Source organism: Enterococcus sp. DIV0712 (genome assembly GCF_050554855.1).
GTDB lineage: Bacteria > Bacillota > Bacilli > Lactobacillales > Enterococcaceae > Enterococcus > Enterococcus faecalis.
In genome coordinates this window covers 1,003,736-1,025,325 of sequence record NZ_CP187333.1, presented here as the reverse complement: position 1 = coordinate 1,025,325, position 21,590 = coordinate 1,003,736, and the positions used below count along the sequence as shown (strand labels likewise).

Annotated in this window: 19 protein-coding genes; 6 read left to right on the top strand and 13 right to left on the bottom strand. The window is 37.8% G+C overall.

From position 1 onward, the window contains the following. Nucleotides 1-7: 7 nt before the first annotated feature. Nucleotides 8-469 carry a threonine/serine exporter family protein gene (locus tag IGL42_RS04985; RefSeq protein ID WP_002357877.1) on the top strand — a complete coding sequence of 154 codons (462 nt, stop codon included), beginning with the start codon at nt 8-10 and terminating at the stop codon, nt 467-469. Nucleotides 470-500: 31 nt separating this feature from the next. Here IGL42_RS04985 and IGL42_RS04980 read toward each other — a convergent pair whose 3' ends face one another. From IGL42_RS04980 to IGL42_RS04965, 4 genes are all read right to left on the bottom strand, one after another. Beyond that, nucleotides 501-1,268: an ABC transporter ATP-binding protein gene (locus IGL42_RS04980; RefSeq protein ID WP_002357878.1), complete on the bottom strand. Its 768-nt coding sequence runs from the start codon at nt 1,266-1,268 to the stop codon at nt 501-503. Continuing rightward, on the bottom strand, nt 1,265-2,152 hold the full coding sequence (locus tag IGL42_RS04975) for an ABC transporter permease (RefSeq protein ID WP_002357879.1): 888 nt from the start codon (nt 2,150-2,152) through the stop codon (nt 1,265-1,267). The genes IGL42_RS04980 and IGL42_RS04975 overlap by 4 nt, the downstream gene beginning before the upstream one ends. 24 nt (nt 2,153-2,176) lie before the next feature. Further along, nucleotides 2,177-3,166, bottom strand: a complete 990-nt coding sequence (trpX, locus tag IGL42_RS04970) for a tryptophan ABC transporter substrate-binding protein (protein ID WP_002391629.1) — start codon at nt 3,164-3,166, stop codon at nt 2,177-2,179. A gap of 1,039 nt (nt 3,167-4,205) precedes the next feature. Further along, the gene (locus IGL42_RS04965; protein ID WP_002386659.1) at nt 4,206-4,865 is read right to left on the bottom strand and encodes a hypothetical protein; all 660 of its coding nucleotides are present in this window, start codon (nt 4,863-4,865) and stop codon (nt 4,206-4,208) included. A gap of 219 nt (nt 4,866-5,084) precedes the next feature. On the opposite strand from IGL42_RS04965, the gene efbA reads away from it, so the two are divergent. From efbA to IGL42_RS04950, 3 genes are all read left to right on the top strand, one after another. Continuing rightward, nucleotides 5,085-6,797 (top strand): fibronectin-binding protein EfbA, encoded by a 1,713-nt coding sequence (gene efbA, locus IGL42_RS04960; RefSeq protein ID WP_010710447.1) that lies wholly within the window; start codon nt 5,085-5,087, stop codon nt 6,795-6,797. A gap of 155 nt (nt 6,798-6,952) precedes the next feature. Continuing rightward, complete coding sequence (locus IGL42_RS04955; RefSeq protein ID WP_002381957.1) at nt 6,953-7,216, top strand: hypothetical protein; 264 nt, start codon at nt 6,953-6,955, stop codon at nt 7,214-7,216. Nucleotides 7,217-7,289: 73 nt separating this feature from the next. Beyond that, complete coding sequence (locus IGL42_RS04950; RefSeq protein ID WP_002388927.1) at nt 7,290-7,631, top strand: iron-sulfur cluster biosynthesis family protein; 342 nt, start codon at nt 7,290-7,292, stop codon at nt 7,629-7,631. 38 nt (nt 7,632-7,669) lie between these two features. On the opposite strand, the gene IGL42_RS04945 is transcribed toward IGL42_RS04950, so the two are convergent. The 3 genes from IGL42_RS04945 to IGL42_RS04935 all read right to left on the bottom strand — a co-directional run bounded on the left by IGL42_RS04945 (nt 7,670) and on the right by IGL42_RS04935 (nt 11,109). Continuing rightward, the gene (locus IGL42_RS04945) at nt 7,670-8,128 is read right to left on the bottom strand and encodes a DUF441 domain-containing protein (protein ID WP_002357887.1); all 459 of its coding nucleotides are present in this window, start codon (nt 8,126-8,128) and stop codon (nt 7,670-7,672) included. Between the two features lie 473 nt (nt 8,129-8,601). After that, nucleotides 8,602-9,651, bottom strand: a complete 1,050-nt coding sequence (locus IGL42_RS04940) for an oxidoreductase (RefSeq protein ID WP_010710448.1) — start codon at nt 9,649-9,651, stop codon at nt 8,602-8,604. Between the two features lie 24 nt (nt 9,652-9,675). Beyond that, nucleotides 9,676-11,109, bottom strand: a complete 1,434-nt coding sequence (locus IGL42_RS04935; RefSeq protein WP_002375063.1) for a glycoside hydrolase family 1 protein — start codon at nt 11,107-11,109, stop codon at nt 9,676-9,678. Nucleotides 11,110-11,351: 242 nt separating this feature from the next. Here IGL42_RS04935 and IGL42_RS04930 point away from each other — a divergent pair, with 242 nt between their 5' ends. Further along, nucleotides 11,352-12,065, top strand: a complete 714-nt coding sequence (locus IGL42_RS04930) for a GntR family transcriptional regulator (protein ID WP_002366529.1) — start codon at nt 11,352-11,354, stop codon at nt 12,063-12,065. A 270-nt stretch (nt 12,066-12,335) separates the two neighbouring features. Further along, the gene (locus IGL42_RS04925) at nt 12,336-12,866 is read left to right on the top strand and encodes a DUF5067 domain-containing protein (RefSeq protein WP_002384665.1); all 531 of its coding nucleotides are present in this window, start codon (nt 12,336-12,338) and stop codon (nt 12,864-12,866) included. Between the two features lie 32 nt (nt 12,867-12,898). Here IGL42_RS04925 and IGL42_RS04920 read toward each other — a convergent pair whose 3' ends face one another. The 6 genes from IGL42_RS04920 to IGL42_RS04895 are packed head-to-tail and all read right to left on the bottom strand — an operon-like array spanning nt 12,899 to nt 21,576. Beyond that, nucleotides 12,899-13,864: a LacI family DNA-binding transcriptional regulator gene (locus IGL42_RS04920; protein ID WP_002382203.1), complete on the bottom strand. Its 966-nt coding sequence runs from the start codon at nt 13,862-13,864 to the stop codon at nt 12,899-12,901. 15 nt (nt 13,865-13,879) lie between these two features. Beyond that, complete coding sequence (locus IGL42_RS04915; protein ID WP_010710449.1) at nt 13,880-17,155, bottom strand: GH36-type glycosyl hydrolase domain-containing protein; 3,276 nt, start codon at nt 17,153-17,155, stop codon at nt 13,880-13,882. Between the two features lie 17 nt (nt 17,156-17,172). Beyond that, nucleotides 17,173-19,323: a glycoside hydrolase family 3 N-terminal domain-containing protein gene (locus IGL42_RS04910; RefSeq protein ID WP_002388949.1), complete on the bottom strand. Its 2,151-nt coding sequence runs from the start codon at nt 19,321-19,323 to the stop codon at nt 17,173-17,175. A 4-nt stretch (nt 19,324-19,327) separates the two neighbouring features. Continuing rightward, the gene (locus tag IGL42_RS04905; protein ID WP_002357896.1) at nt 19,328-20,092 is read right to left on the bottom strand and encodes an endonuclease/exonuclease/phosphatase family protein; all 765 of its coding nucleotides are present in this window, start codon (nt 20,090-20,092) and stop codon (nt 19,328-19,330) included. Then, entirely contained in the window at nt 20,073-20,990 is a 918-nt protein-coding gene (locus IGL42_RS04900; protein ID WP_002385975.1) for an acetylxylan esterase, read from the bottom strand. Before IGL42_RS04900 ends, IGL42_RS04905 begins: the two co-directional genes overlap by 20 nt. Continuing rightward, nucleotides 20,983-21,576, bottom strand: a complete 594-nt coding sequence (locus IGL42_RS04895) for a DUF624 domain-containing protein (RefSeq protein ID WP_002357898.1) — start codon at nt 21,574-21,576, stop codon at nt 20,983-20,985. Before IGL42_RS04895 ends, IGL42_RS04900 begins: the two co-directional genes overlap by 8 nt. Between the last annotated feature and the right edge of the window lie 14 nt (nt 21,577-21,590).

Here is a 21,590-nt window from a genome sequence, read left to right as displayed (position 1 = left end):
TGTTCAAATGGAACTAATTTTTCATCTTCTCTTTAGTTTTTTAGCAACTGTGACGTTTGGTATTATTACGAACATTCCTCGTAAAGCACTGGTGGCTTGTGGCATTACTGGCATGACAGGCTGGATGATTTATTATGTCTTAACGCAAACTTTTGATGCTAGTCAAACCTTTGCAAACTTTTTAGGAACGGTCGGGTTAGGAATCGCTAGTATCTTTTTTTCCCGTTACAAAAAAATGCCGATGATTATTTTTTATATTCCAAGTTTGGTTCCTTTAGTGCCAGGAGGCCCTGCCTATCAAGCGGTTCGGAGCATTTTGTTAGGAAATATTGATGACGGTTTGCAGTTGATTTTAAAAGTTGTCTTTACTGCTGCAGCTATCGCAGCGGGCTTTATGGTGACCTCGTTACTGGAACGAATTGTCAAACGTTTTTTCCCCAAGCGACTCTTCCGATTGGTCAAAAAATAAAAAAACAAGCTCATTTTCTGAGCTTGTTTTTTTATTCTACTTCTTCAAAGAACAGCAACAAATCTTGTAGCGTTAATTGTGCTTTTTCAGCAGCGTTTAAATCTTGAACAATTTTACCTTTTTGTAAAACAATTAAACGATTGCCATATCGTAAAGCATCTTCCATTCGATGGGTAATCATTAAACAAGTTAAGTTCCCTTCTTCAATCCGTTGTTCCGTTAAGTGCATCAGCTGCTTGGATGTTTTGGGATCTAAAGCAGCAGTATGTTCATCTAAAAGTAATAATTCTGGTTTTGTGATAGTGGCCATTAATAAACTTAAGGCTTGGCGTTGACCGCCAGAAAGGTTACCTGTCGGTGTATCCAGATGATTTTCCAAGCCATTGCCAACTTCTTGACAGATTTTTGTAAACAAGGCGCGTTGCTCATTTATCTTCCGTAATGTTAAGGGACGTTTTTGTCCGCGTTTCATGGCAAGCAATAAATTTTCTGCCACAGTCATTCTTGGTGCTGTCCCCATTTTAGGATCTTGAAAAACACGCGCTAGAGATTTGGCCCGTTTGACTTCAGAAAGATTGGTGCGATTGACTCCTTCAATTAAAAATTGTCCTTCTGTTAGTGTCAAAGTTCCTGCTAAACTATTGAATAGCGTACTCTTGCCTGCGCCATTTCCACCTAAAACAGTAATGAAGTCCCCAGGATAAATGGCTAAGTTCACATGATCCAAAATCACTTTTTTTTCATTCATCCCATTATCAATGATTTTTGTCGCATTTTTTAATTCAACAACTGGTTTCATTTCGTTTCCCCCTTATCAGAAAAGCCATGTAGTCGTAATGCTTTTTTCAATTGTGGGATCATTAAACAGATTGCTAAAATCACTGCTGAGAAGATTTTCAAATATGTCGTATCAAAGCCTAATTTAATCACTAATAAAATCAATAGTTGATAAATAATACTCCCTACAACAATCGCCATCAACCGTTCACCAAACGTTAATTCTCCAAACAGTACTTCACCAATAATGAGTGAAGCTAAGCCAATCACAATGACGCCGGTTCCTTTACTTACATCCGCATATCCATCATTTTGGGCAATCAAAGCGCCAGATAAGCCAATCAAGCCATTCGATAAAACCAATCCTAAAATTTTCATGCGATCCGTTTGAATGCCAATCGAGCGAGCCATTTCTTCATTGTCACCTGTCGCAATATAGGCTTGTCCTAAACTAGTGTTAAAGAAAAATAACAGTAAAATCATTACCACAGCCAAAACACTAATCCCTAAAAAAATAGTATCATAATAATCTGGTAAGGCCATTTTTTGAAAAACATCTTGAATCTTCGGTTGGTTTAATAAAGACTTATTTGGCGATTTCATCACAAATAAAATCACGGAATTTAAACCAGACATCACTAAAATTCCTGCTAAAATAATTGGAATTTTTCCTTTTGTAAATAGTAAACCAGTCACTAAACCGGCAAGCATTCCTGCTCCGACCCCTAAAAGAGTCGCTACAAATGGTGAAACCCCTGTTGTAATGGCAGTTACACAAACCGCCCCTCCTAACGGAAATGAACCTTCTGTGGTCATATCTGGAAAATTTAAAATACGATAAGTCATAAAAATACCTAGTCCTAACAAGGCCCATAACATTCCTTGTCCAATTGCTGAAACAATCATCGCTTCTCCTACTTTCTTTGATAATTAGTTAATCAATTTCGATTTTTTTGCTAACTCTGCGGGAATTGTAATTCCTAACTTTTGAGCTTGTTTTTCATTGATAATTGTGTCGCCTGTATTAAAGGTATAAATGGGTGTAGTTGCTGGTTGACTTTTTCCAGACAGAACCTCTGCTGCCATTTTGCCGGCTTGTACCCCCAATGCATGTTGATTAATCCCAACAGTTGCTAAACCGCCTTGTTCTACCATTGTATCCACTGAAGGAATAATCGGCGTCTTGGTTCGATTTGCTTCTCCGACTACCGTTTGCATGGCATTAGCAATCGTATTATCAGTTGGTATATAAATCACATCTGTTTCCTTAGTCATCACTTGAACCGTTTGTGCAATTTCATTACTTGATGGCACAGCATATGTTTTCACTGTCAATCCTTTGGCTTCAGCTGCTTTCTGCGCTTCAGCTACTTGGTATCGAGAGTTTTCTTCTGAGGAAGCATAGAGAATACCTATTTTTTTGGCAGCTGGTATCAATTCTTTTAGTAAATCCATCTGGGCTGACAAAGGTGATTGATCACTAACACCCGTGATGTTACCACCTGGCTTTTGATTGTCTTTCACCAATCCAGCACTAACAGGGTCCGTAATGGCGCCTAAAATAATTGGGATTTCTTGGGTAGTGTTGGCTAACGCTTGCGCAGCTGGCGTGGCGATGCCAATTAAAACGTCTGCCTTTTTTTGTACTAATTGTTGACTCATGATTGCTAACTTACTCTGGTCGGCTTGACCATTTTGAAAAATAATTTCTAAGTTTTTGCCTTTGTCATAGCCATTTTCCTTTAACCCTTCCTCAACACCTTTATAAATTTCGTCCAATGCGGGGTGACTGACAAACTGCAGAACCCCTACAGTAACTGTTTCTTTCTTTGAATTCGTCACTTTTTGATTCACAAAAAAAGCACCAATTAAATAAATAGCTAATAAAGACACGACAAACGTTAAACGTTTATTTTTCATTTTGCATTCTCCTAACTGCCCTTTTGTTTGGCAACTTTTTCTTTTTAATAATAAAACCATTATCTATAGGGCATTTCTTCCGTTGAAAGTGAAACTGTAATTCGTAATCCTCTGCTTAGTCAAAATCCTAGGAACACTTTTTTACAAATGTCAGGATTTAGTTGCGACGAGGATCGCAACTTTGGTGAGAATCGCAGGAGTACTTTTTCTACGATTGTGACAACGTTCTCTTCGTTCACCTTGTGCTACTCATCACTCTTGAAGGCCAAACTGCGGCGAGTATGCGCAGCCTGCATCTACTCTGTCACTTCGTGCCAATCGTAGTGCTTGTCAGGATTTAACTGCGACGAGGATCGCAACTTTGGTGAGAATCGCAGGAGCACTTTTCTACGAATGGGACAACGTTCTCTTCGCTCACCTTGTGCTACTCATCATCTACTCTGTCACTTCGTGCCAATCGTAGTGATTCGTAGCAAAAAAACAACGACTTATCCTAAGTGTTTAGGAGTGGTCGTTGTTTTTATGCAAAACAAAAACCACATAGATGGGTCCTCTATGTGGTCGTTTTTTCTTCTTGAATATAACCAGCATAGATACACTTTTTAGAATAAGTCTTCTAAAGTTGTATCTATGAAAGAATCATACATACAACTATCTACGCCAGTTTTGCCATGATTGGTGCATTTCTTTTACGTTAGATAATTGTGTCATGTATTTTCCCTCCTAGTTATGTTGTTAAAGGTAGTCTACACTATATTGATTTTGTTCGTCAAGAAAAAGTTTTTATTTTCTTGCATTTCTTTTACTTCTAAAAAACGAGCCACTCTTATGAGAGGCTCGTTTTTCTTTATTTCAGCATATTTACCACTTAATTGTTTCGGTTTCTTTCAATTTTCACGGGAACTTTAACTGCTTGTTTTTGCGATTGAATCAGCCATAAACTTACTAAAATCGTCATTGAAATTACTAATGCCATCGAAAATCGCCTCTTTCTAATTCCTTAAAACTTTCTACAATCTAAGTTTAACATAGCTAGCTATTATTCACCAGTTTCTGGTACTGTATCAGTGCTTTCTGTCGTCGTTTCAGTAGATTGAGCAACGCCAGTCGTGCTGGTCGTCGTCTGTGTTTCAGCGGTCTTTGCTGCTTCTTTTTCAGCTTCTTGCGCCGCTTTTTGCTGGTCTTTCAAAACGCCAGCCATTGGTAATCGATTTAATTCTGGTATTAATTGTGTTTTTAAATCCATAGATTTTTCGACAACCGTCCGTGTCTTTTCTTTGCCGTTTTCAAAGAAAACAAGCGTGATCTCATCGCCGCTAACATTGTATTGCTCTTGTGCTTTGCCAGCATTATAAATTAACGGATAGATATACAGCGAACGATGAAATTCATTCATTTTATCTGAATTAAACAGCTTCACCATTTGATCGTATTGCTTGCCAGATGGTTTAGCAAACATGACTGACATGGCTCCTGTTTCTTGGATTTTCTTGTCTGCTGTTTTGTAATCTAAGACACTGACTTTCTCTGATTTGATGGGTCCTGCGACTAACGATTCAACTTGAGCAGCTCGAATATTTTTTTGCATCGTTGGAATAAAAATGATTGAGCCAATTATTAATACTAATGCTACAATAGCGGTAATCATTAACAGTTTTCTTTGTCTTAATTCATAAAGTGCCTCTTTTAGTTCTTCCATAAAATTATTCAACTTCTAATCGCTCCTCGCTTTTAGTTCTTATCTATTATACTAATCATTTTCTTTCTTGCCTACCCTTGCGCTTTAATTACTAAAAAAACCAGCAAACTTCCCCAGCTTTCTAAGGAAAACCCAACTCCTTTTTAACAAGCTTCTTTCTTAAATTCAAAAACTCCGCTATAATAAAGCTATTAGTCGGAAAGAAACGAGGGATTTATTATGTCATTTGATGGCGTATTTACTCATAGCATGGTTCATGAGTTGACAGAAACACTCGTAAGTGGCCGGATTTCAAAAATCCATCAGCCTTATGAAAACGAAGTCGTTTTAGTCATTCGTGCGAAAGGTAAAAACCATAAATTATTATTATCAGCACATCCTAGTTATGCGCGCATACAACTATCTACAATTACCTATAGCAATCCAGAAACACCTCCTAATTTTGTGATGATGTTACGAAAATTTCTAGACGGTGCCATTTTAGAAACGATTCAACAAATAGAAAATGATCGCGTGATTCACTTCACCTTTTCAAAAAGAGATGAACTAGGTGACTTACAAAATATTGTTTTGATTGTTGAATTAATGGGACGTCACAGTACAATCGTTTTAGTTAACCAATCTTCTGGAAAAATCTTAGATGCAATAAAACACATTGGAATGAGCCAAAATAGTTATCGTTCGTTGCTTCCTGGAGCAACTTATATTGAACCGCCAAAACCAATGGGACTTAATCCGCTCACGGCCTCAAAAGAAGAAGTCTTTGCGCTTCTTTCTACAGCTCCTGAATTAAACGGACGCTATTTACAACAACATTTCCAAGGTCTAGGCAAAGATACAGCAGACGAATTAAGTGCCCGTTTACTTGCACAACCAAATGAAAAAATGGCCATCTGGACGGAATTTTGGTCCTCAGTCACTGAAGCTGTTGTACCGACATTAACAGTCACTGAAAAAAAAGAATATTTTACGCCCACTCCTTATCAATCATTAGTTGGTGAACAAACAACGTATCCGACACTCAGTGAATTACTAGATGCTTTTTATTCTGGTAAAGCAGAGAAAGACCGTGTCAAACAACAAGGCGGCGAACTAATTCGCAAAATTGAAAATGAACTAAAAAGAAATCAAAAGAAACTTAAAAAATTACAACAAACCTTAGCCGATACAGAAAACGCTGAAAATTACCGTCGCGACGGAGAACTATTAACAACCTTCATGGCACAAGTCCCAAAAGGAGCCACCGAGGTGGAATTACCAAATTATTATGAAGAAAATGCACCGTTGCGTATCTCGCTAAATCCTGCACTTTCACCTAATCAAAATGCACAAAAATATTTTCAAAAATATCAAAAATTGAAAAATGCTGTCCGAGTTGTTAAGACACAAATTCAGCAAACGCAACAAGAAATTTCTTATTTAGAGTCAGTTGTGGCACAACTTGAAATTGCGACACCAATGGACATTGAAGTGATTCGTGAAGAACTGATTGAGCAAGGCTATTTAAAACGTAAAAAAAATAAAAAACAAAAACAGCCGAAAAAAAGCCAACCCGATCTTTTTTATGCCACAGATAGCACACCTATTCTCGTTGGAAAAAACAATTTGCAAAATGATCAATTGACTTTACGAACCGCTAAAAAAACTGATTATTGGCTCCATGCCAAAGATATTCCTGGATCTCATGTAATTATTCGTGACGCACATCCTAGCGAAGAAACCCTTACTGAAGCCGCACTTCTAGCAGCTTATTTTTCAAAATATCGACTTTCTTCACAAGTGCCTGTCGACTATGTCCAAGTAAAACATGTGCACAAACCCAATGGAGCAAAACCAGGTTATGTGATTTATGAAAACCAACGAACGTTATATGTGACGCCAACAGAAGAATCGATCAAAAAAATCCAGCAAAATAAGGCTTCTGCTTCCTAATTATATTAAACTAAAAAACAACGTACTGCCGATTGATCGTACGTTGTTTTTTTGCATTGGCAAAGACATTTATCAAGTGATAAATAACACAAGTAAGCTCAATTAGTTTACAAACTAGCCATTTCTCTCTATACTGACTGTTGGAGGTGAAATTCATGGTCTTTTTACACATTATTTTTGGGATGTTTGCCTTTATTGGCGCTTTAGGTTTAGGTGTCGCCTTCCGCGATAGCTTTACAGAACTTTCAACACCAAAGAAAGCAGCGATTATTTTATCTTACGTAGGTGCGATTGGTTCAACAGTCCTAGGGTTCACATCAGCAACAAAAAATCCATTTGTTTTAGCTGCAACAGTTGTCTTAGTTGTCGCCTTTTCTATTGCTCTTTTCAAAAAAAGCAGTAAAGAAACAAGCAAATAATAAAACCTTTGAAGAGCGGCATAGCGACAAGCTACCCTCTTCCTTTTACATACTATTTAAAGGAGTGAGGCAAATGTCTCTGACTATTTCTGAAGAAGTAAAACAACGTTTAGCCCCTTTCTTAACTGAAACGAACACCTTCTTGTTGGTAGCAAATGACGGCTCTAATCCTTATTCTTCCGCAGAAGGTTGTTGTATGATTGGCGATCGTTTCATTATCGTTCCTGTTGATCAAGCAGAAGCGCCTTATACCAAAACAATTGCTAATGATTCTTTTCACGTCTATACTTCGACGTATGACCAAATGTTTTTAACAGGGCATTTACAGCTAGTGATTCATCCGAATGCGGGAACCATTACTTTAAAAAATGAAAGTGGCATATTAGATAGTAATGTGGACATTTATCAACACTAAAAAAGCAAACAAAACGTTTACGCGTTTTGTTTGCTTTTTTAGTGTTGAAAGGCTTGAAAGGTAGTAATGATTACGTACATCATCCCCGATGCAATAATCGGACCAGCTGCAATTCCTTTTAAAAAAACGACGCCAAGAATCGTTCCAAAAACTAAGGCCACCGTAATCTCTGGTGATTGATTAATTAAACCTACTCCTTTTGAGGATAAAACAGCTACCAGAATTCCACAAAGTATCCCCAGCCATCCCATCGGTGTTTTGAATGATTGGATTAAATCCTTTAAGCCAATTTGTCCTGTAGCAATCGGGACTAAAATGGTAATTGAAATAATTGTGACCCCTAAATTAATGCCTTTATCTGACAACCACGACATGATTTTCGCACTATTTGGTAAAGCTTTTAAAGCAAGCACAACAACTGACGCAATTAATAAACTTTGATTTTTTGCAACAAACGCAATCAAGGCAATCAGTAGTAAAAAAAGCCAACTCTCCACTGGTTGTCCTCCTTTCTGATTTGGTTCTTTCGTTAACCAAACTTTCTTGTCTTTCCTATTTTAGCAAAGAACCTCTTTAATTACCATTCAGCTTCAGTAATTATTGTCTTTTTCACCCGAATCTTGCTTAGAAAAAACGAGTTAAAAATTAATTTTTTCTCATAACAAGCCTTTTTCTCTTTGAAAAATTATTTTATGAAGTATACTAATATTAACTATAAAGTAGTTTACTTGCATTTATACTGGATATTCGATATCCTATTTAAGGCTCTTCAATTGAGCGAGCATCACAAAAGACATTTTAGTAGCAATTCTTGGGGAAGTAGTGCTACTAAGATGTCTTTCCTTTTTTTATTTTTACTAACAATATACGTTTCTTATATTAAAATTCACAATTCTTTATAAATAAAAGCGCCTGCCCCACAGTTGTCTGGACTGTAGGGCAGGCGCTTTTCAAGTCATTTAAATACGCTTTAGTTTTCTTTCAAATGATAAACACTTGGACTTGGGTTAAGAAAACCTGCTTCTAAAATTTCGATGTTAGTTAATGCTTGCTCTTTAGTTACTAGTTGCGGTGCACCATTTTTCAACGTTTCATAAACGGCATCATAATAACGACCGTAATCACCTACAGGCGTTTTAATTTGTTTTTTAATCCAGTCGCCATTGCCATTACGGTAGGTCACTTCTCCATAATACATTGGTGAATCTTCTCCAAAGCCTGGTGCATCTGGCATGCTTCCGGCTTTTAAATCATTTTCTTGTTGATCTTCACCATATTTGATGAACGAGCCATTGCTGCCATGAACAATAAAACGTGGATACGGACTAGCGACAGAATGATTCGTTTTAACTTTTACTTTTAATTTTGAACCATAATGTAAATCAACGTCAAAATAATTATCGACTGCCTCGCTCACTTCATTATTACGAATATCATAAGTGACTTGATCTGGACGCCCGAAAAGAGCAATCATGCGATCCATTAAATGAATGCCTAGTCCGTAAAACGAACCATTTTCTTTAGGTCCTTGTTCCGTGATACTTCCTGGTCGATAATAATCAATATGTGTTTCCACTTCATTGATTTCTCCTAAAAAGCCTTGCTCTACTACTTGCTTCATCGCTAGGTAATCGCCGTCGAAACGTCGATTTTGATAAGGCATCACTACTACCCCTTTTTCTTGCCCTAAAGCAAATAATTCCTCTGCATGTTCTAACGTATCACAAAATGGTTTTTCCACAATCACTGATTTACCAGCTAAAATGGCTTGTTTGGCTAAATCATAATGTGTATGCGCAGGTGTACAGATTGTGATCAATTCAATTTCTGGATCCGTCAATAATTCATTAAGGTCAGCGGTAAAATTTACGCCTTTTTCTTTAAAGGGCGCTGCTGCTTTTTCATTAACATGTAAATCGAAAATTGTTTTCACTTCTAGTGTTTCTCGAATCATTACGTAAGGTAAATGGTAACGATTGGCACTTTTACCAAATCCAATAAACCCCATTTTTACTGTCATATTTTCCACACTCTTTTCTTATAATTAGATAAGTCCATTTGTTTCAATGACTTTTTGATACCAATAATAACTGTCTTTCGGGATTCTTTCTAAGGAACCTTTTTGTGTTTCATCTTGATCCACATAGACAAAACCATAACGCTTTTGATAGCCGTTAAGCCACGACAGTAAATCGGTGTAACTCCATGTACAATAACCAATAACTGAAACACCATCCGTAATCGCCTCTTGAATCGCTTGGATATGGCTTCGCAAATAATCAATGCGATACGTATCATGAATTTGTTTATCTTCTGTTAAGGTATCATATTCGCCTAACCCATTTTCAGTAATTAAAATAGGGACTTGATAGCGACTAGCTAATCGTCGTAAGGCAATTCTCAAACCTTGCGGGTCAATGGCCCAATCCCAGTTCGTTCGTTCAACATATGGATTATTTACTTTTTTAAATAAACCCGGTACCCCAGATTCCGTTTCAGAACCCTTTTCACCCGTTGTATTCATCTTCCCTATTCCAACACCATCTAATGGATTAGCAGCAACCGTATCCGTCCGATAATAATTAATACCTAGAAAATCAGGTTTGGCTGAACGTAGTAACGCTAAATCGCCCTCTTTTATCGTTGGGGCCACACCTTGCTCCTGTAAGTAATTTAATGCGGCAATTGGGTATTCTCCCCAAAGATAGACATCTAACCAAAAATGCGACAACAAATCTTCTGCATTTTCTGCCGCCAAAACATTGGCAGGATGCGCATCAACGGCATAAACAGGCGTATAAGCAAAGCTAGGGCCAATTTTGCCAGGCATTTCTAATTCATGAAACGCATTAATCACTGCTGCATTGGCTAAATTAGCAATATGATTGGCCTCATACATCCGTTTATTGTCTGTTACGCCGGGAGGATGCACGGCTAATTGATAACCTAACGAAGTAAACACATTTTGTTCGTTTAAACTAATCCAATAGCGAACTTTGCCACGGAAAGCGTCAAATAAAATTTTCGCATAGGCCACAAAATCAGCAATAATTTTTCTTGATTCCCAGCCACCATATTCTTTTTGCAAAACAGCTGGCAAATCCCAATGATACAAAGTTACCATTGGTTCAATTCCTGCCGCTAATAACTCATCAATTAAATCTGAATAAAATTTCAGTCCCGCTTGATTTACTTGACCACGCCCTTCAGGTAAAATTCGTGTCCATGCAATCGAGAAACGATATGCTTTTAAACCTTGTTGTTTCATTAAAGCCACATCTTCTTTGAAACGATGATAATGATCGACGGCTAAATCACCAGTTGTCTCTTTGAACGTTTTTCCTGGTAGCCGAACAAATTCATCCCAAACAGATGCGCCTTTGCCATCTTCATTCCAAGCACCTTCTACTTGATAAGCGGCCGAAGCAGAGCCCCATAAAAAATCTTGCGGAAATGCTTTTAGTTGGTGATGTTCCATTGTCATTCCTCCCTCTTTTCTGTGCTGCCCTTTTATTGTAAAAGGTTTTCACAAAAAGTACCAATCAGATCAATAAGTTCTTCTGTTTACTTTTAAAACTATATAGTTTTAAAAAGAATAAGTCAACTACTTTTATTTAAGTACTTGATTATTAAGTGGTTACGTTAAAAATAAATATATAGTTTTAACATGTTAAATTCATGGTATAATGAGAGAAATACTGGTGATAAAGGAGGACTCTGATGCGGACAAATACACGTTATAAAGAAATTTATGCAGCTATAAAACAGGATATTGAAGCAGGTGTTTATCCCATTAATCAAAAGTTACCCCAAGGTCGTCTTCTTGCAGAAAAATATCAGGTCAGCGAACTAACCATTACAAAAGCCTTACATTTGCTTGTGCAAGAAGGTTATGTTGTCAGACGACGTGGCTCGGGCAGCTTTGTTCAAGACTTTCAAAATCGAACCATTACTAAATTTTCTCCGTTAACCGGCACTTACTCAACCTACGATGGAAAAGTTGAATCCGTGGTTTTAGGCTTTGCAACAGAAGTACCTGAGCCTTGGGTGACTGAAAAATTAAGTATTACAGAAGAAGAGTTAGTCTACAAAATTATTCGTTTACGGATTATCGAAGATGTGCCCTCAATTATTGAATACACTTGGATGCCCGTTGCTTTAATTCCGAACTTGACAATGAAAGAATTGAAAGTCTCCATTTATCAATATATTTCGGAACAATTGCATCAAAAAATTCAAAGTGCGCGGGTCAGCATTTCTGGGATCCGTCCTTCTGCGTTGGAAAAAAAATATTTAAACTTAACCGATAATGATTTCCTGATGCGTGCAGAACAAATTGCTTACCTAGGCAATGGACATATTTTTGAATACTCAATTGCGAATCATATTCCTAGTGAATTCACTTTTGAAACTGTCTTAATTGCAGAAAAATAGAAAACTTTTATGTTGCCATTTCTCATTTCTAACAAAACGATCTCTTTACTTTGAGCCAATACTTTTTGTTAGAAATGTTTTTCTGCTAGTTAAAAATATTTTTCAAATTATATTTCCAAACATGAATTTTGATAAAAGTATTGCTATTTACTAGAACTACGATTAAAATATTGCTTGTAGCACTCTTTTTAATATAGATACAAGCAATTTGTTTTTTACATAGTCAATTAACCAAAGTGAGGACTTTATATGAGGAAACCCTACATTTTAATGAGCTTACTCGTTCTAAGTACCTTATTAAGTGCTTGTTCAACTGTAAGTGGCAGCCCAGCAAGTCAAAGTGCGCCCGCACCTGATGAAGTGTTGGCGACAAGTATTGGGACGTATGAAAATCGAACATTGTTGGTTCCAGATGGGCGTTTAGCCTTAACTGCCTTGCATAAAGGAAAAGATTATCAAGGCAAACCAATGTTTTATGTCCTGTTTGAATTAACCAATACAACCGAAAAAACACAAAATATTCAGCTAATGATTCAAAGTTTTATGGAAGTTAGTCAAACTGTCCACGGAAAAGCCCAAAATTTACAATATGCAGTCTTAACAGATTCACCTTTCCAAGACAAATTAGATCGTTTAGCAGATGAAATCAATCCTGGTGAAACAATCCAAGGCGCTTACCCGTATGAATTTATTAATGAGAATAAGCCGGTCCATTTTAAATTTAGAGATCGCCTTCTCAGTCTGGATGAACCCATTGCATCAGAAGAAATTACCATTACAGAAAAAAGTTTGGTCCGCTAGCTTAGCTAGCATTGGACCAAACTTTTTATTTATTATTCAGATGGAAAAGATTCTCCTTCTATAAAACGTGTGTAAATGTGTTCGCTCTCAGCAGCTTCTCCCCGCATTAAATGAATAATTTTCTCTGCAGCCACCATGCCCCATCGATGTTTAGAATAGGCAATTGTTGCTAATCGCGGTTGCACAAACGCACCTAGTTCAGAATTATCAAAACCAATCATCCGAATGTCTTTCCCCATTTGGTAATTTGTTTCTGCAACATATTTATAGACACCAATCGCCATTTCATCATTAAAAGCAAAAACATCGACTGGTTCTGTCTGTGGTTGACTCAAAATTTTTTTAGCAGCAGCATAACCAGAAGGTTCGGTAAAATCGCCTTGGATAATTTCATAAGGTATCCCAAAACGAGTTAATTCTCGTGTACTAACAGCCAATCGTTCTTGGCTATCATAACCTTTTTCTGGTCCAGAAAGCAGAAGAACCTTTTTTGAACCCACATTGACAAATTGCTCAATTGCCTGCGTGGCACCGCCACGATTATCCAAGAGAACTTGCCGAATATTCCTATGCTCAGTGGTTCGATCAAGGACAACGATCGAATGGCCACGTTCAGCAAACTTTTCAATTTCTTTTGTTGGAAATGTCCAATCTAAAATAATTGCCCCATCCACCATTTTTTCAGGAATGAAAAGATGTGACTTTTTACCGCTGCAGACAATCATCTCATAATCAAACAGTGCTAAGCCTTTCTTAATCCCCTCCAACAATTCACCATAAAAACTACCGCCATAATCGGCCAAATAGACACCAATAATATTGGTTTGACGGCGTTTTAATGTGCGAGCGGCCATGTTAGGAACATAGTTTAGCTCTTCAGCAATTGCTTGGATGCGCGTTCGTGTTTCTTCAGTTACCTTTGAACTACCATTCAATGCGTAAGAAACGGTCGAGATTGATACGCCTGCTTTTTTTGCAATATCTTTAATTCCTACCATGGACTACTCTCCTTTCTAATGGTAAATTTCAATAACACTTGCTTCATTTAATAATGAAAGCACCTCGTCTTTTTGAACTTCCATTCCCCCTTCTCGATAAGGGTTTTCTTCAAACTTAAACGGAACTTCTTGACCATCGATAACTATTTTCGCTGACTGATTTGGATAAAATTTATATGTGACAGGTTTATCAAACAATTGGTAAGTTAGTGTTAAACCAGACAATTTTTCTGGTAACATGGGATCAAAAACCACGCTTTGGGCCTTTTGCCGAATCCCTAAAACAGCTGTAATTAATTGATTTAAATAAATTCCTGGCCCACTTGAATAAATTCGCCAACCACCTTTTACCCCAATACTTCCATCTTTTAGTTTACCAAAATTTTCTTGTGATTCATACCTTGTTTTAAAATCGCCATCGGAACTACTAAAATAGGCATTGGCTTGGCGTAACTCTGCATTGTGAACCACTTCTTTTAATTGAACTGGATTGATTTGCATTAATGCTTGCCAGGTTTTGTCTCGCTGACCAATTTTCGCCATCGCTTCTGTATAGCGAATGTGCGCATGAACATACTGTAAGCCAATTTCGCGACCAAAATTAGCCGCCTGTTCTGCTCGTTTAAAATTAGTGCTCACACCGCCTCGATAGTTCGCTGGTTTGTTCATTAAACGCACGCCATCAGGAAACGTTAATTCTTTTTCAATAATTTCTAAATGATGACTTACTTGTTCCGGTGTTAATAATTCAGCTAACATACTACGGGTCATTGGCAATAATCGATATTGAATCCCTGTTTTTTTGTCATTTGGGTGAATCATTTGTTCAAAAGTTTCTGGCGTTTCCATATAAATAAACCCTGGAATCGTTTCATCCGCCAACATATATTTTTGAAAATCGTTCTTTATTCCTGCGACTAAAATTGCTAAGTGCTGACTATAAGTAGCATCGATTTCCGTAATTAAAGCCGCAAATTTTTTCAACACTTGATACGTTAAGGCAACGGTCCAACTACTAGCCATTTGCTCTTTAAGACGATTATCATAAGGTTGTAACGTGTCATCCCAATCGCCGTCACCGTAACAGGATAGAAAAGTTTCTGGTAAAAAATGTTGTTCAATATAATTTATTTCTTTTTTCAAATGTTCAAATAAAGATGCTGTTTCTTTTGTTTTGTGATTATCTTTGCGACTTGTATAAGGGATTTCCGTAGCTAAGATTGAATAATCTGCGGTTTGTTCCAAATAATCAGTCACTACTTTCAACGGCCAGACGATAATATCGCCATGGCTTTCACTGGCTTTTTGTTCTTCGTATCGGTCAAACATAAACCATTGCGGCCAGTTGCCATCGTCCTCAAATTGATTTTCAAATAGATGCTGAATAATGGAGGCCACGATCTTAGGCTGTTGCGTCGCAAAGAAAAATTCTGTCGGTCCTTGCGACACATCTCGTGTGCCCCAAGCTGCTCCACCATATTGTTCTAAGCCATGTGGCGACAAATAATGAACGAGCATATTATGAGTATACCAACGAGTTAATTGATTCATTTGCTGCACACTTGAGTCTGTGTGTGTTAACTCAAAATGATGCAACAAGCCATTAATGAATGCCAAATATTGACTTTCTGCTTTTTCAAAATCTAATGGTGTATTAACTAATGCTTGGTCCTCTATACTGCCCGTAATAAGTAGTGAAAATTTTTGGGTCTTTTCGATTGCCAAGACTAATAAGTCCGCTTCAGCTCCACCAAATAATGTGCTATCGGTTACTTGAAATGATTTATCAACTGTCAATGTATAGGTTAGTTCTGGGTAATAATTTTCTGTAGCAGAATGATTTCCCGTCACTCGAAGCGTTTTGCCAGTTTGTTCTAATTGATAGGTTGGTACTTCTTCCGGTCCTAATAACAAATGGTTAGAAACAGCCCACATATATGCATCCTTTTGACTGGTCACTTCCAATTGAATCACTCTTGAATCAGGCGAAGTGAAGGTGCGTACACGAATTGTGTCCTTTGGCAACTTATAATACCACGTAGCAGAGTTCAACCCCATTTCAAAAGCAGAAGGCATTGTTAGTAAGCGCCATAAGCCATTCTCTAAAATGTAGATTCGTTGACCAGAGCGTTTCATAACGTTTAAAGCGTTTCGGCTATTACTCATTAATTTGTTCATGGTCGTATTTCCTAAAACTACTTGTGAATTGAAAATGCCATACATATACACTGTCGTACTAAGCAAAGGTTCGTCAACCGTTAAGCCTTTACCACTTAATAAAATGTGGCCATGCGCTCTTTCCATGGCAATTTCTTTTTCTTGAAGAACAACATGATGGTAATTTTCCGTGAAAAAGGAATACGTCTGACCTGCTACTTTTTCAATTTGTGTCTGAAGGGGATAAAGTGCGGCCAACTCTTCTTCTGTTAATGGATTTCCTGTGATAGGTTCTCCTAAAAGTTTCGTAGGAGAGTCCTGTGTTTCTTCTAATGAATCGAATGTCACAGTTTCATAAATAGCTTGGAAGGCTTCTTTCGATAAAAAAGGTTCAGCTAATGCTTGCGGATGTGTTTCTGTTACCGCACCATAAAAAACAAATTCCTTACTTTCATTCGTTAATTGGACGGCTTCCGTTTGTAAAGCGGTGTAAGCAAATTCATATTGATAGACTTCATTTGCTAAATATCTTTTCCCCAATGCTTCTGGTGTGTTTGTTTGTTTAAATGAACGTCCGAAAAATTGATAGCCGTCCGTTGAGTAGCCTACTAATTTTTGAAAACTCCCTTGAATAAGGGCTGGAAACTTCTCATTTTGCGGTTGATTTTGTCTCGATAAAACAACAAGCTCTTCGCCCTCTTGCCAAATGTGATGATCAAGATACTGCGACACATACGCTTCATTTGACTGAACGGCTCCTTTGGTCGCTAAGCCAATATCTTGACCATAAACAATATCTACTAAGCCAGTTCCAGTGACATTAACCCGCCAGAACCATTGATTGCTTGGCCCCAAACGAAAGTCAACTTGGTAACGAACCGCTTCAAATTCGCCCCGCCATGTCAATTGGTTATCTGAAAGATAAAAATCACTTTGACTGTTGGAACCAATCATTGGTCGATAATTAATTGTGTCCCCTGTAATTATCCGCAAATAGAGTTGGTTCATACTGCCGTCTAAAGGATTACCTTCTAATTGATTAATCATCATGCCATAGCTATTCAATTCTTTTAAATCACCTGTCTCTAGAAATGTAGCAACTGTGTCTGCTTGCTTAAGCTTCTTTATCTGCATAACTTATCCTTCCCATCTTATTCATTTAACGTGACTGTTGCGGTTTGTACATCGCGACTATTTCCACCAATCATTACGATAAATTCACCTGCATCACTGGTTACCTGATTGTCTGAATGAACATAGCGCACCATATCCTCTGAAAGAAGAAACTGAACTTCTTTTTCTTCCTTTGGTTCCAGCCAAACTTTTTGAAAATCTTTTAACTCTTTAATTGGGCGAACCACTTGTCCCACCAAATCACGTACATAAAATTGCACGGTTTCCTCTCCAGCGATTGGACTGTCATTTCTTACTAAAACAGAGACCGTGACTGGTTGTTCTTTGGTAAATGTTAATGCACTTAGTTGAATTGGTTGATAAGAGAAATGACTATAACTTAAGCCAAATCCAAAGGGATATTTAGCGTAATTAGAGACATCTAAATATTTAGAAACATATTTTTCTTCTGGTGCTGACTCATAAGGACGCCCAGTATTGTCGACATTGTAAAAAATTGGCACTTGACCAACCGTTTCTGGAAACGACATACTTAAGCGACCACTTGGATTGTACTCTCCCCACAAAATTTCTGCTAGCGCATTGCCCCCTTCTGTTCCAGGTTGCCAAGCTTGCACAATTCCTTTTGCAACATCTATCCCTTGTAAATCTAAGGGCCGACCACTGTAGACCGTGACAACAACATTGGGATTTTTCTCAATAATTTGTGCCACTACTGCTAATTGTTTTTCGGGTAGACGAATATCACTGCGACTGGCAGCTTCCCCACTCATCCAATCTGTTTCGCCTAGTGCCACTACTACTTTATCTGCTTGACTAGCTAACGTTAAAGCCTCTTCAATGGCCGCCGCGGTCGGTTCAAAGTAATCAAAGGGTTCTTGGGCAACTAGAAGATTTGTAGTTAATTTTTGGGCACCAGCCACGAGGGAAATGGCTTCTTCTTTCTTTCCTTGCCATGACCAGGCCCCTAAAATATCTTGTGATTGGGCCCCTGGGCCGACAAGCGCGATTTTTTCTTGCGGTGTAAAAGGCAAAATATTTTCATTTTTTAAAAGAACCATTGATTTTTGAGCAATCTTTTTAGCTATTTCTCGATGTTCTTTGCTTAAAATCACTTCTGCTTCCGCTTGTTCATCCGCACCACGATAGGGATTTTCAAATAAGCCTAGCTCATTTTTTAGTTTTAAAATTCGCATAACTGCTTCATCAATAAGTGTTTCAGCAATCCGGCCTTCTTCAAGTAATTCTTTTAAATAATCTGGATAACACGTGGTCATCATTTCAATATCTACACCAGCTTTGATAGCCAATTCTGCTGCCTGTTTTTCATCTTTGGCAACGCCATGAGGAATTAATTCTTTAATCGCTCCCCAGTCTGAAATCACAACCCCTTCAAAGCCAAATTCATTTCGTAATACGTCTCTAAACAGCCATTGGTTGCCTGTAGCAGGAATCCCATCCACTGTATTGAAGGACGTCATGACAAGTTTTGCACCCGCATCTAATCCAGCTTTATAGCCAGGTAAATACATTTCTCTTAGCTGCCGTTCAGACATATCTACCGTATTATAATCCCGACCAGCTAAGGCACCACCATATGCCGCAAAGTGCTTCACGCACGCGGCTACTCGCCAATTGTCTTCTTTTAAATTTTCTCCTTGGTAACCTCTAACCATTGCAGCAGCTAAGCGGCTGTTGAGTAATGGATCTTCACCTGTTGACTCCATGACACGTCCCCAACGTGGATCGCGCACTAAATCAACCATTGGTGAAAAGGTTACATGTAATCCTGAAACAGCAGCTTCTTTTGCTGAAATCTCCGCCATTTTTTCAACCGCTGCTTCATCCCAAGTGCTTCCTAAAGCCAAAGGAATCGGAAAGATGGTTCTGAAACCATGAATAATATCCGCCATTAAAAGTGTTGGAATATTTAATCGATGATTTTGCATATATTCTTTTTGAACACGTTTTGCTTCGTTTGCACCGGAAACACCCAATGTTGTCCCCGCCGTATCAATCGTTTCTTGACTTAGTCCTAGCTCTGACATAGGGCCGGTCTTTTCTTCTGCTTTATCTGAATAAAACGCTGCTGCTAATTGTAATAATTGATTAATTTTCTCATCAATTGTCATTTCTTCGACTAATTGAATCAGTTGATTTTCTTTCATACTCTCACCTTTCTTCAATACATACTTCTGCTTCTAAAGGAAAATGGTCGGAGGGAAAACGTCCATCAATACTATCTGTTAAACTTGCGGTTTGCTGTACTTGCCAACCTTTTACATAAATATAATCAATTTCTTCTAATTCCGCCCAAGGTTTTGTGTAAGTAAAATTTTGAAATGTTCCTCTTGGGCCATAATGAGTAGCTAAATTTTTGCTATCTTGAAATTTTTTTTGAACAAGTTGATGAACCTCTTCCCCCGACTCTGCATTAAAATCGCCCATTAATAAAGTTGGATACTGTGCAATTTTGTCATGTAACTCCTCTAAGATAACGGTCATTCCTGCTAAACGAGCATGAGCTGAAATATGATCCAAGTGAACATTGATGACTAAAAAAGGCGTATTTTGAGTCGTTTCCTTAAATAGTCCCCACAAAGCAATTCTTGGACAGCCAGCTTCAGGATGGATACTTGGCTGCTGAGGTGTTTCAGATAACCAAAAATACCCTGTATCAATAGCCTGAATTTTTTGTTCGTTATAGAGAATCGCTAGTCCTTCTCCTTGACCATCCCCTTCTCTTTCCGCAGAAAGACAGGTGAATGTTGTATACGCCTTTAAATCCCTGACTTGATTCGGTCGTACTTCTTGAATACAACAAAGGCTCCAATCATGAAAATTGATTAACTGACAAACAGCCTCTTTACGAAAAGACCATTGCCAATCTTGGTCATACTCTGTATCTACCCGGACATTATACGTAGCTATTTTCATTTTTAACCTCCTGCAATAGTTGTTGAATTTGACGCATTTCACGACGGATCTGGGTTGTTTCACCGCCACCATGACCTTTTTTCCAATATACTCTGACTGCTTTTCTTGCCTTTATCTGATGATAAGAAGGGAAAAAATCTTTCATTGGACATATCGGATCGTGACTCCCAACAGAAGCAAAGACTGGATTTTTAATTTGCGAAACAAAGTGACGACTATCAAAATAAGGAAGAACCGCGGCAATTTTTTCATGCGCTTGAGGATGCTCTTGTAAGTACTGATGAATAATTTGATACGAACCCGTTCCTTCTGCTACTCGATTTTCTAAACAAGAATGACTTGGAACATCTGCAAAAGTAGCTAAAATCGGGAAGTCGACTAAACTGTTCACCATTAACACTACGCCACCCCCTTGGGAACCACCACGAAGAATGATTTGGTCCTGATTAATTTCAGTAAAGGTACGCACCACTTCTACGCTACGTAAATGGTCGGCAAACAAACGGCGTTGGTACCAATCTTCTTTGTCTAGAAATCCTCGTCCCATTGGTGCTTCATGCCAAATTGTTTGATATGGCACGCGATCTTTGGTTAATCCCCCTTGACCTCGATTATCAATGACAAAACAAGCACAACCAATTTGTGTCCAATGAGCAAATTGCCAAGGTTCTTGAATATGATTCATATAGCCTAAACAGTCAATCACTATTGGCTGTTTCCCCGCCGTTTTAGGAAGTAACAAATAGCCAAAGATGCGCTCACCTAGGAAACTTAAAAAGTCGACCTGTTCCACTTGAACATTTTCCAATGGATAGTCAATGACCCGCCGATGGATATCTAGCGGTATTTTTTGAAGTTCTTCCTTTGTCTTTTCCCAAAACTCAAAATACTCATTCATGTTCCACACCTAACACTTTCTGAAAAAACGCAACTTGAAGAAAAGCCGTTGTCCCGAATCCTAACGCAATATATAAAAACAAATTAAGCTTATAGAAAAAAACAAACGTTAAAAGAGGTAAAATAAACAAAATAATCGCATTTGCACTATTACTTAAGACCACATAAACCGTCTCACCTAGTGTCTTTTTAACGGACCAATTAAAAACGGAAAAGAGAAAAAGAAAACTCGTCAAAAATAATGCAACAAAACTTAATAGAAAAATAGCTAAGAAACCTAAACTAGTGGCTATTTTAAATAAACTTGTTACGACAATACCGCCCAGTAAAAAAGCAACGAACAAGACACCTGTTAAAATAAAACCTCGCATGATGTTATTTTTTAATGCTGTCCAAAACGTTCGCAAAACAGGAATATCTTTTTCACGATACAAACGATAGATCGTTCGATACAACGCAATTAAGCCGACACCGCTAAAGATGCCTGTTATACAGGTAATTAAAAAGAGAAAATTAATAATGATCAAGTTGGCAATAAAAGAAAAAATCCGATAATACCAACCTTCATATGCAAATAGCTTATTCATATTAAAAGAGAAAA

What these genes read in the sequence shown, in the direction of transcription:
- IGL42_RS04975 (WP_002357879.1), bottom strand. Translation starts at nt 2,152, where the DNA reads ATGATTGTTTCAGCAATTGGACAAGGAATGTTATGGGCCTTGTTAGGA.
- IGL42_RS04910 (WP_002388949.1), bottom strand. Translation starts at nt 19,323, where the DNA reads ATGAAAGAAAATCAACTGATTCAATTAGTCGAAGAAATGACAATTGAT.
- IGL42_RS04940 (WP_010710448.1), bottom strand. Translation starts at nt 9,651, where the DNA reads ATGACAGTAAAAATGGGGTTTATTGGATTTGGTAAAAGTGCCAATCGT.
- IGL42_RS04985 (WP_002357877.1), top strand. Translation starts at nt 8, where the DNA reads ATGGAACTAATTTTTCATCTTCTCTTTAGTTTTTTAGCAACTGTGACG.
- IGL42_RS04965 (WP_002386659.1), bottom strand. Translation starts at nt 4,865, where the DNA reads ATGGAAGAACTAAAAGAGGCACTTTATGAATTAAGACAAAGAAAACTG.
- IGL42_RS04935 (WP_002375063.1), bottom strand. Translation starts at nt 11,109, where the DNA reads ATGGAACATCACCAACTAAAAGCATTTCCGCAAGATTTTTTATGGGGC.
- IGL42_RS04905 (WP_002357896.1), bottom strand. Translation starts at nt 20,092, where the DNA reads ATGAAAATAGCTACGTATAATGTCCGGGTAGATACAGAGTATGACCAA.
- IGL42_RS04930 (WP_002366529.1), top strand. Translation starts at nt 11,352, where the DNA reads ATGCGGACAAATACACGTTATAAAGAAATTTATGCAGCTATAAAACAG.
- IGL42_RS04900 (WP_002385975.1), bottom strand. Translation starts at nt 20,990, where the DNA reads ATGAATGAGTATTTTGAGTTTTGGGAAAAGACAAAGGAAGAACTTCAA.
- efbA (WP_010710447.1), top strand. Translation starts at nt 5,085, where the DNA reads ATGTCATTTGATGGCGTATTTACTCATAGCATGGTTCATGAGTTGACA.
- IGL42_RS04980 (WP_002357878.1), bottom strand. Translation starts at nt 1,268, where the DNA reads ATGAAACCAGTTGTTGAATTAAAAAATGCGACAAAAATCATTGATAAT.
- IGL42_RS04895 (WP_002357898.1), bottom strand. Translation starts at nt 21,576, where the DNA reads ATGAATAAGCTATTTGCATATGAAGGTTGGTATTATCGGATTTTTTCT.
- IGL42_RS04925 (WP_002384665.1), top strand. Translation starts at nt 12,336, where the DNA reads ATGAGCTTACTCGTTCTAAGTACCTTATTAAGTGCTTGTTCAACTGTA.
- trpX (WP_002391629.1), bottom strand. Translation starts at nt 3,166, where the DNA reads ATGAAAAATAAACGTTTAACGTTTGTCGTGTCTTTATTAGCTATTTAT.
- IGL42_RS04915 (WP_010710449.1), bottom strand. Translation starts at nt 17,155, where the DNA reads ATGCAGATAAAGAAGCTTAAGCAAGCAGACACAGTTGCTACATTTCTA.
- IGL42_RS04920 (WP_002382203.1), bottom strand. Translation starts at nt 13,864, where the DNA reads ATGGTAGGAATTAAAGATATTGCAAAAAAAGCAGGCGTATCAATCTCG.
- IGL42_RS04950 (WP_002388927.1), top strand. Translation starts at nt 7,290, where the DNA reads ATGTCTCTGACTATTTCTGAAGAAGTAAAACAACGTTTAGCCCCTTTC.
- IGL42_RS04955 (WP_002381957.1), top strand. Translation starts at nt 6,953, where the DNA reads ATGGTCTTTTTACACATTATTTTTGGGATGTTTGCCTTTATTGGCGCT.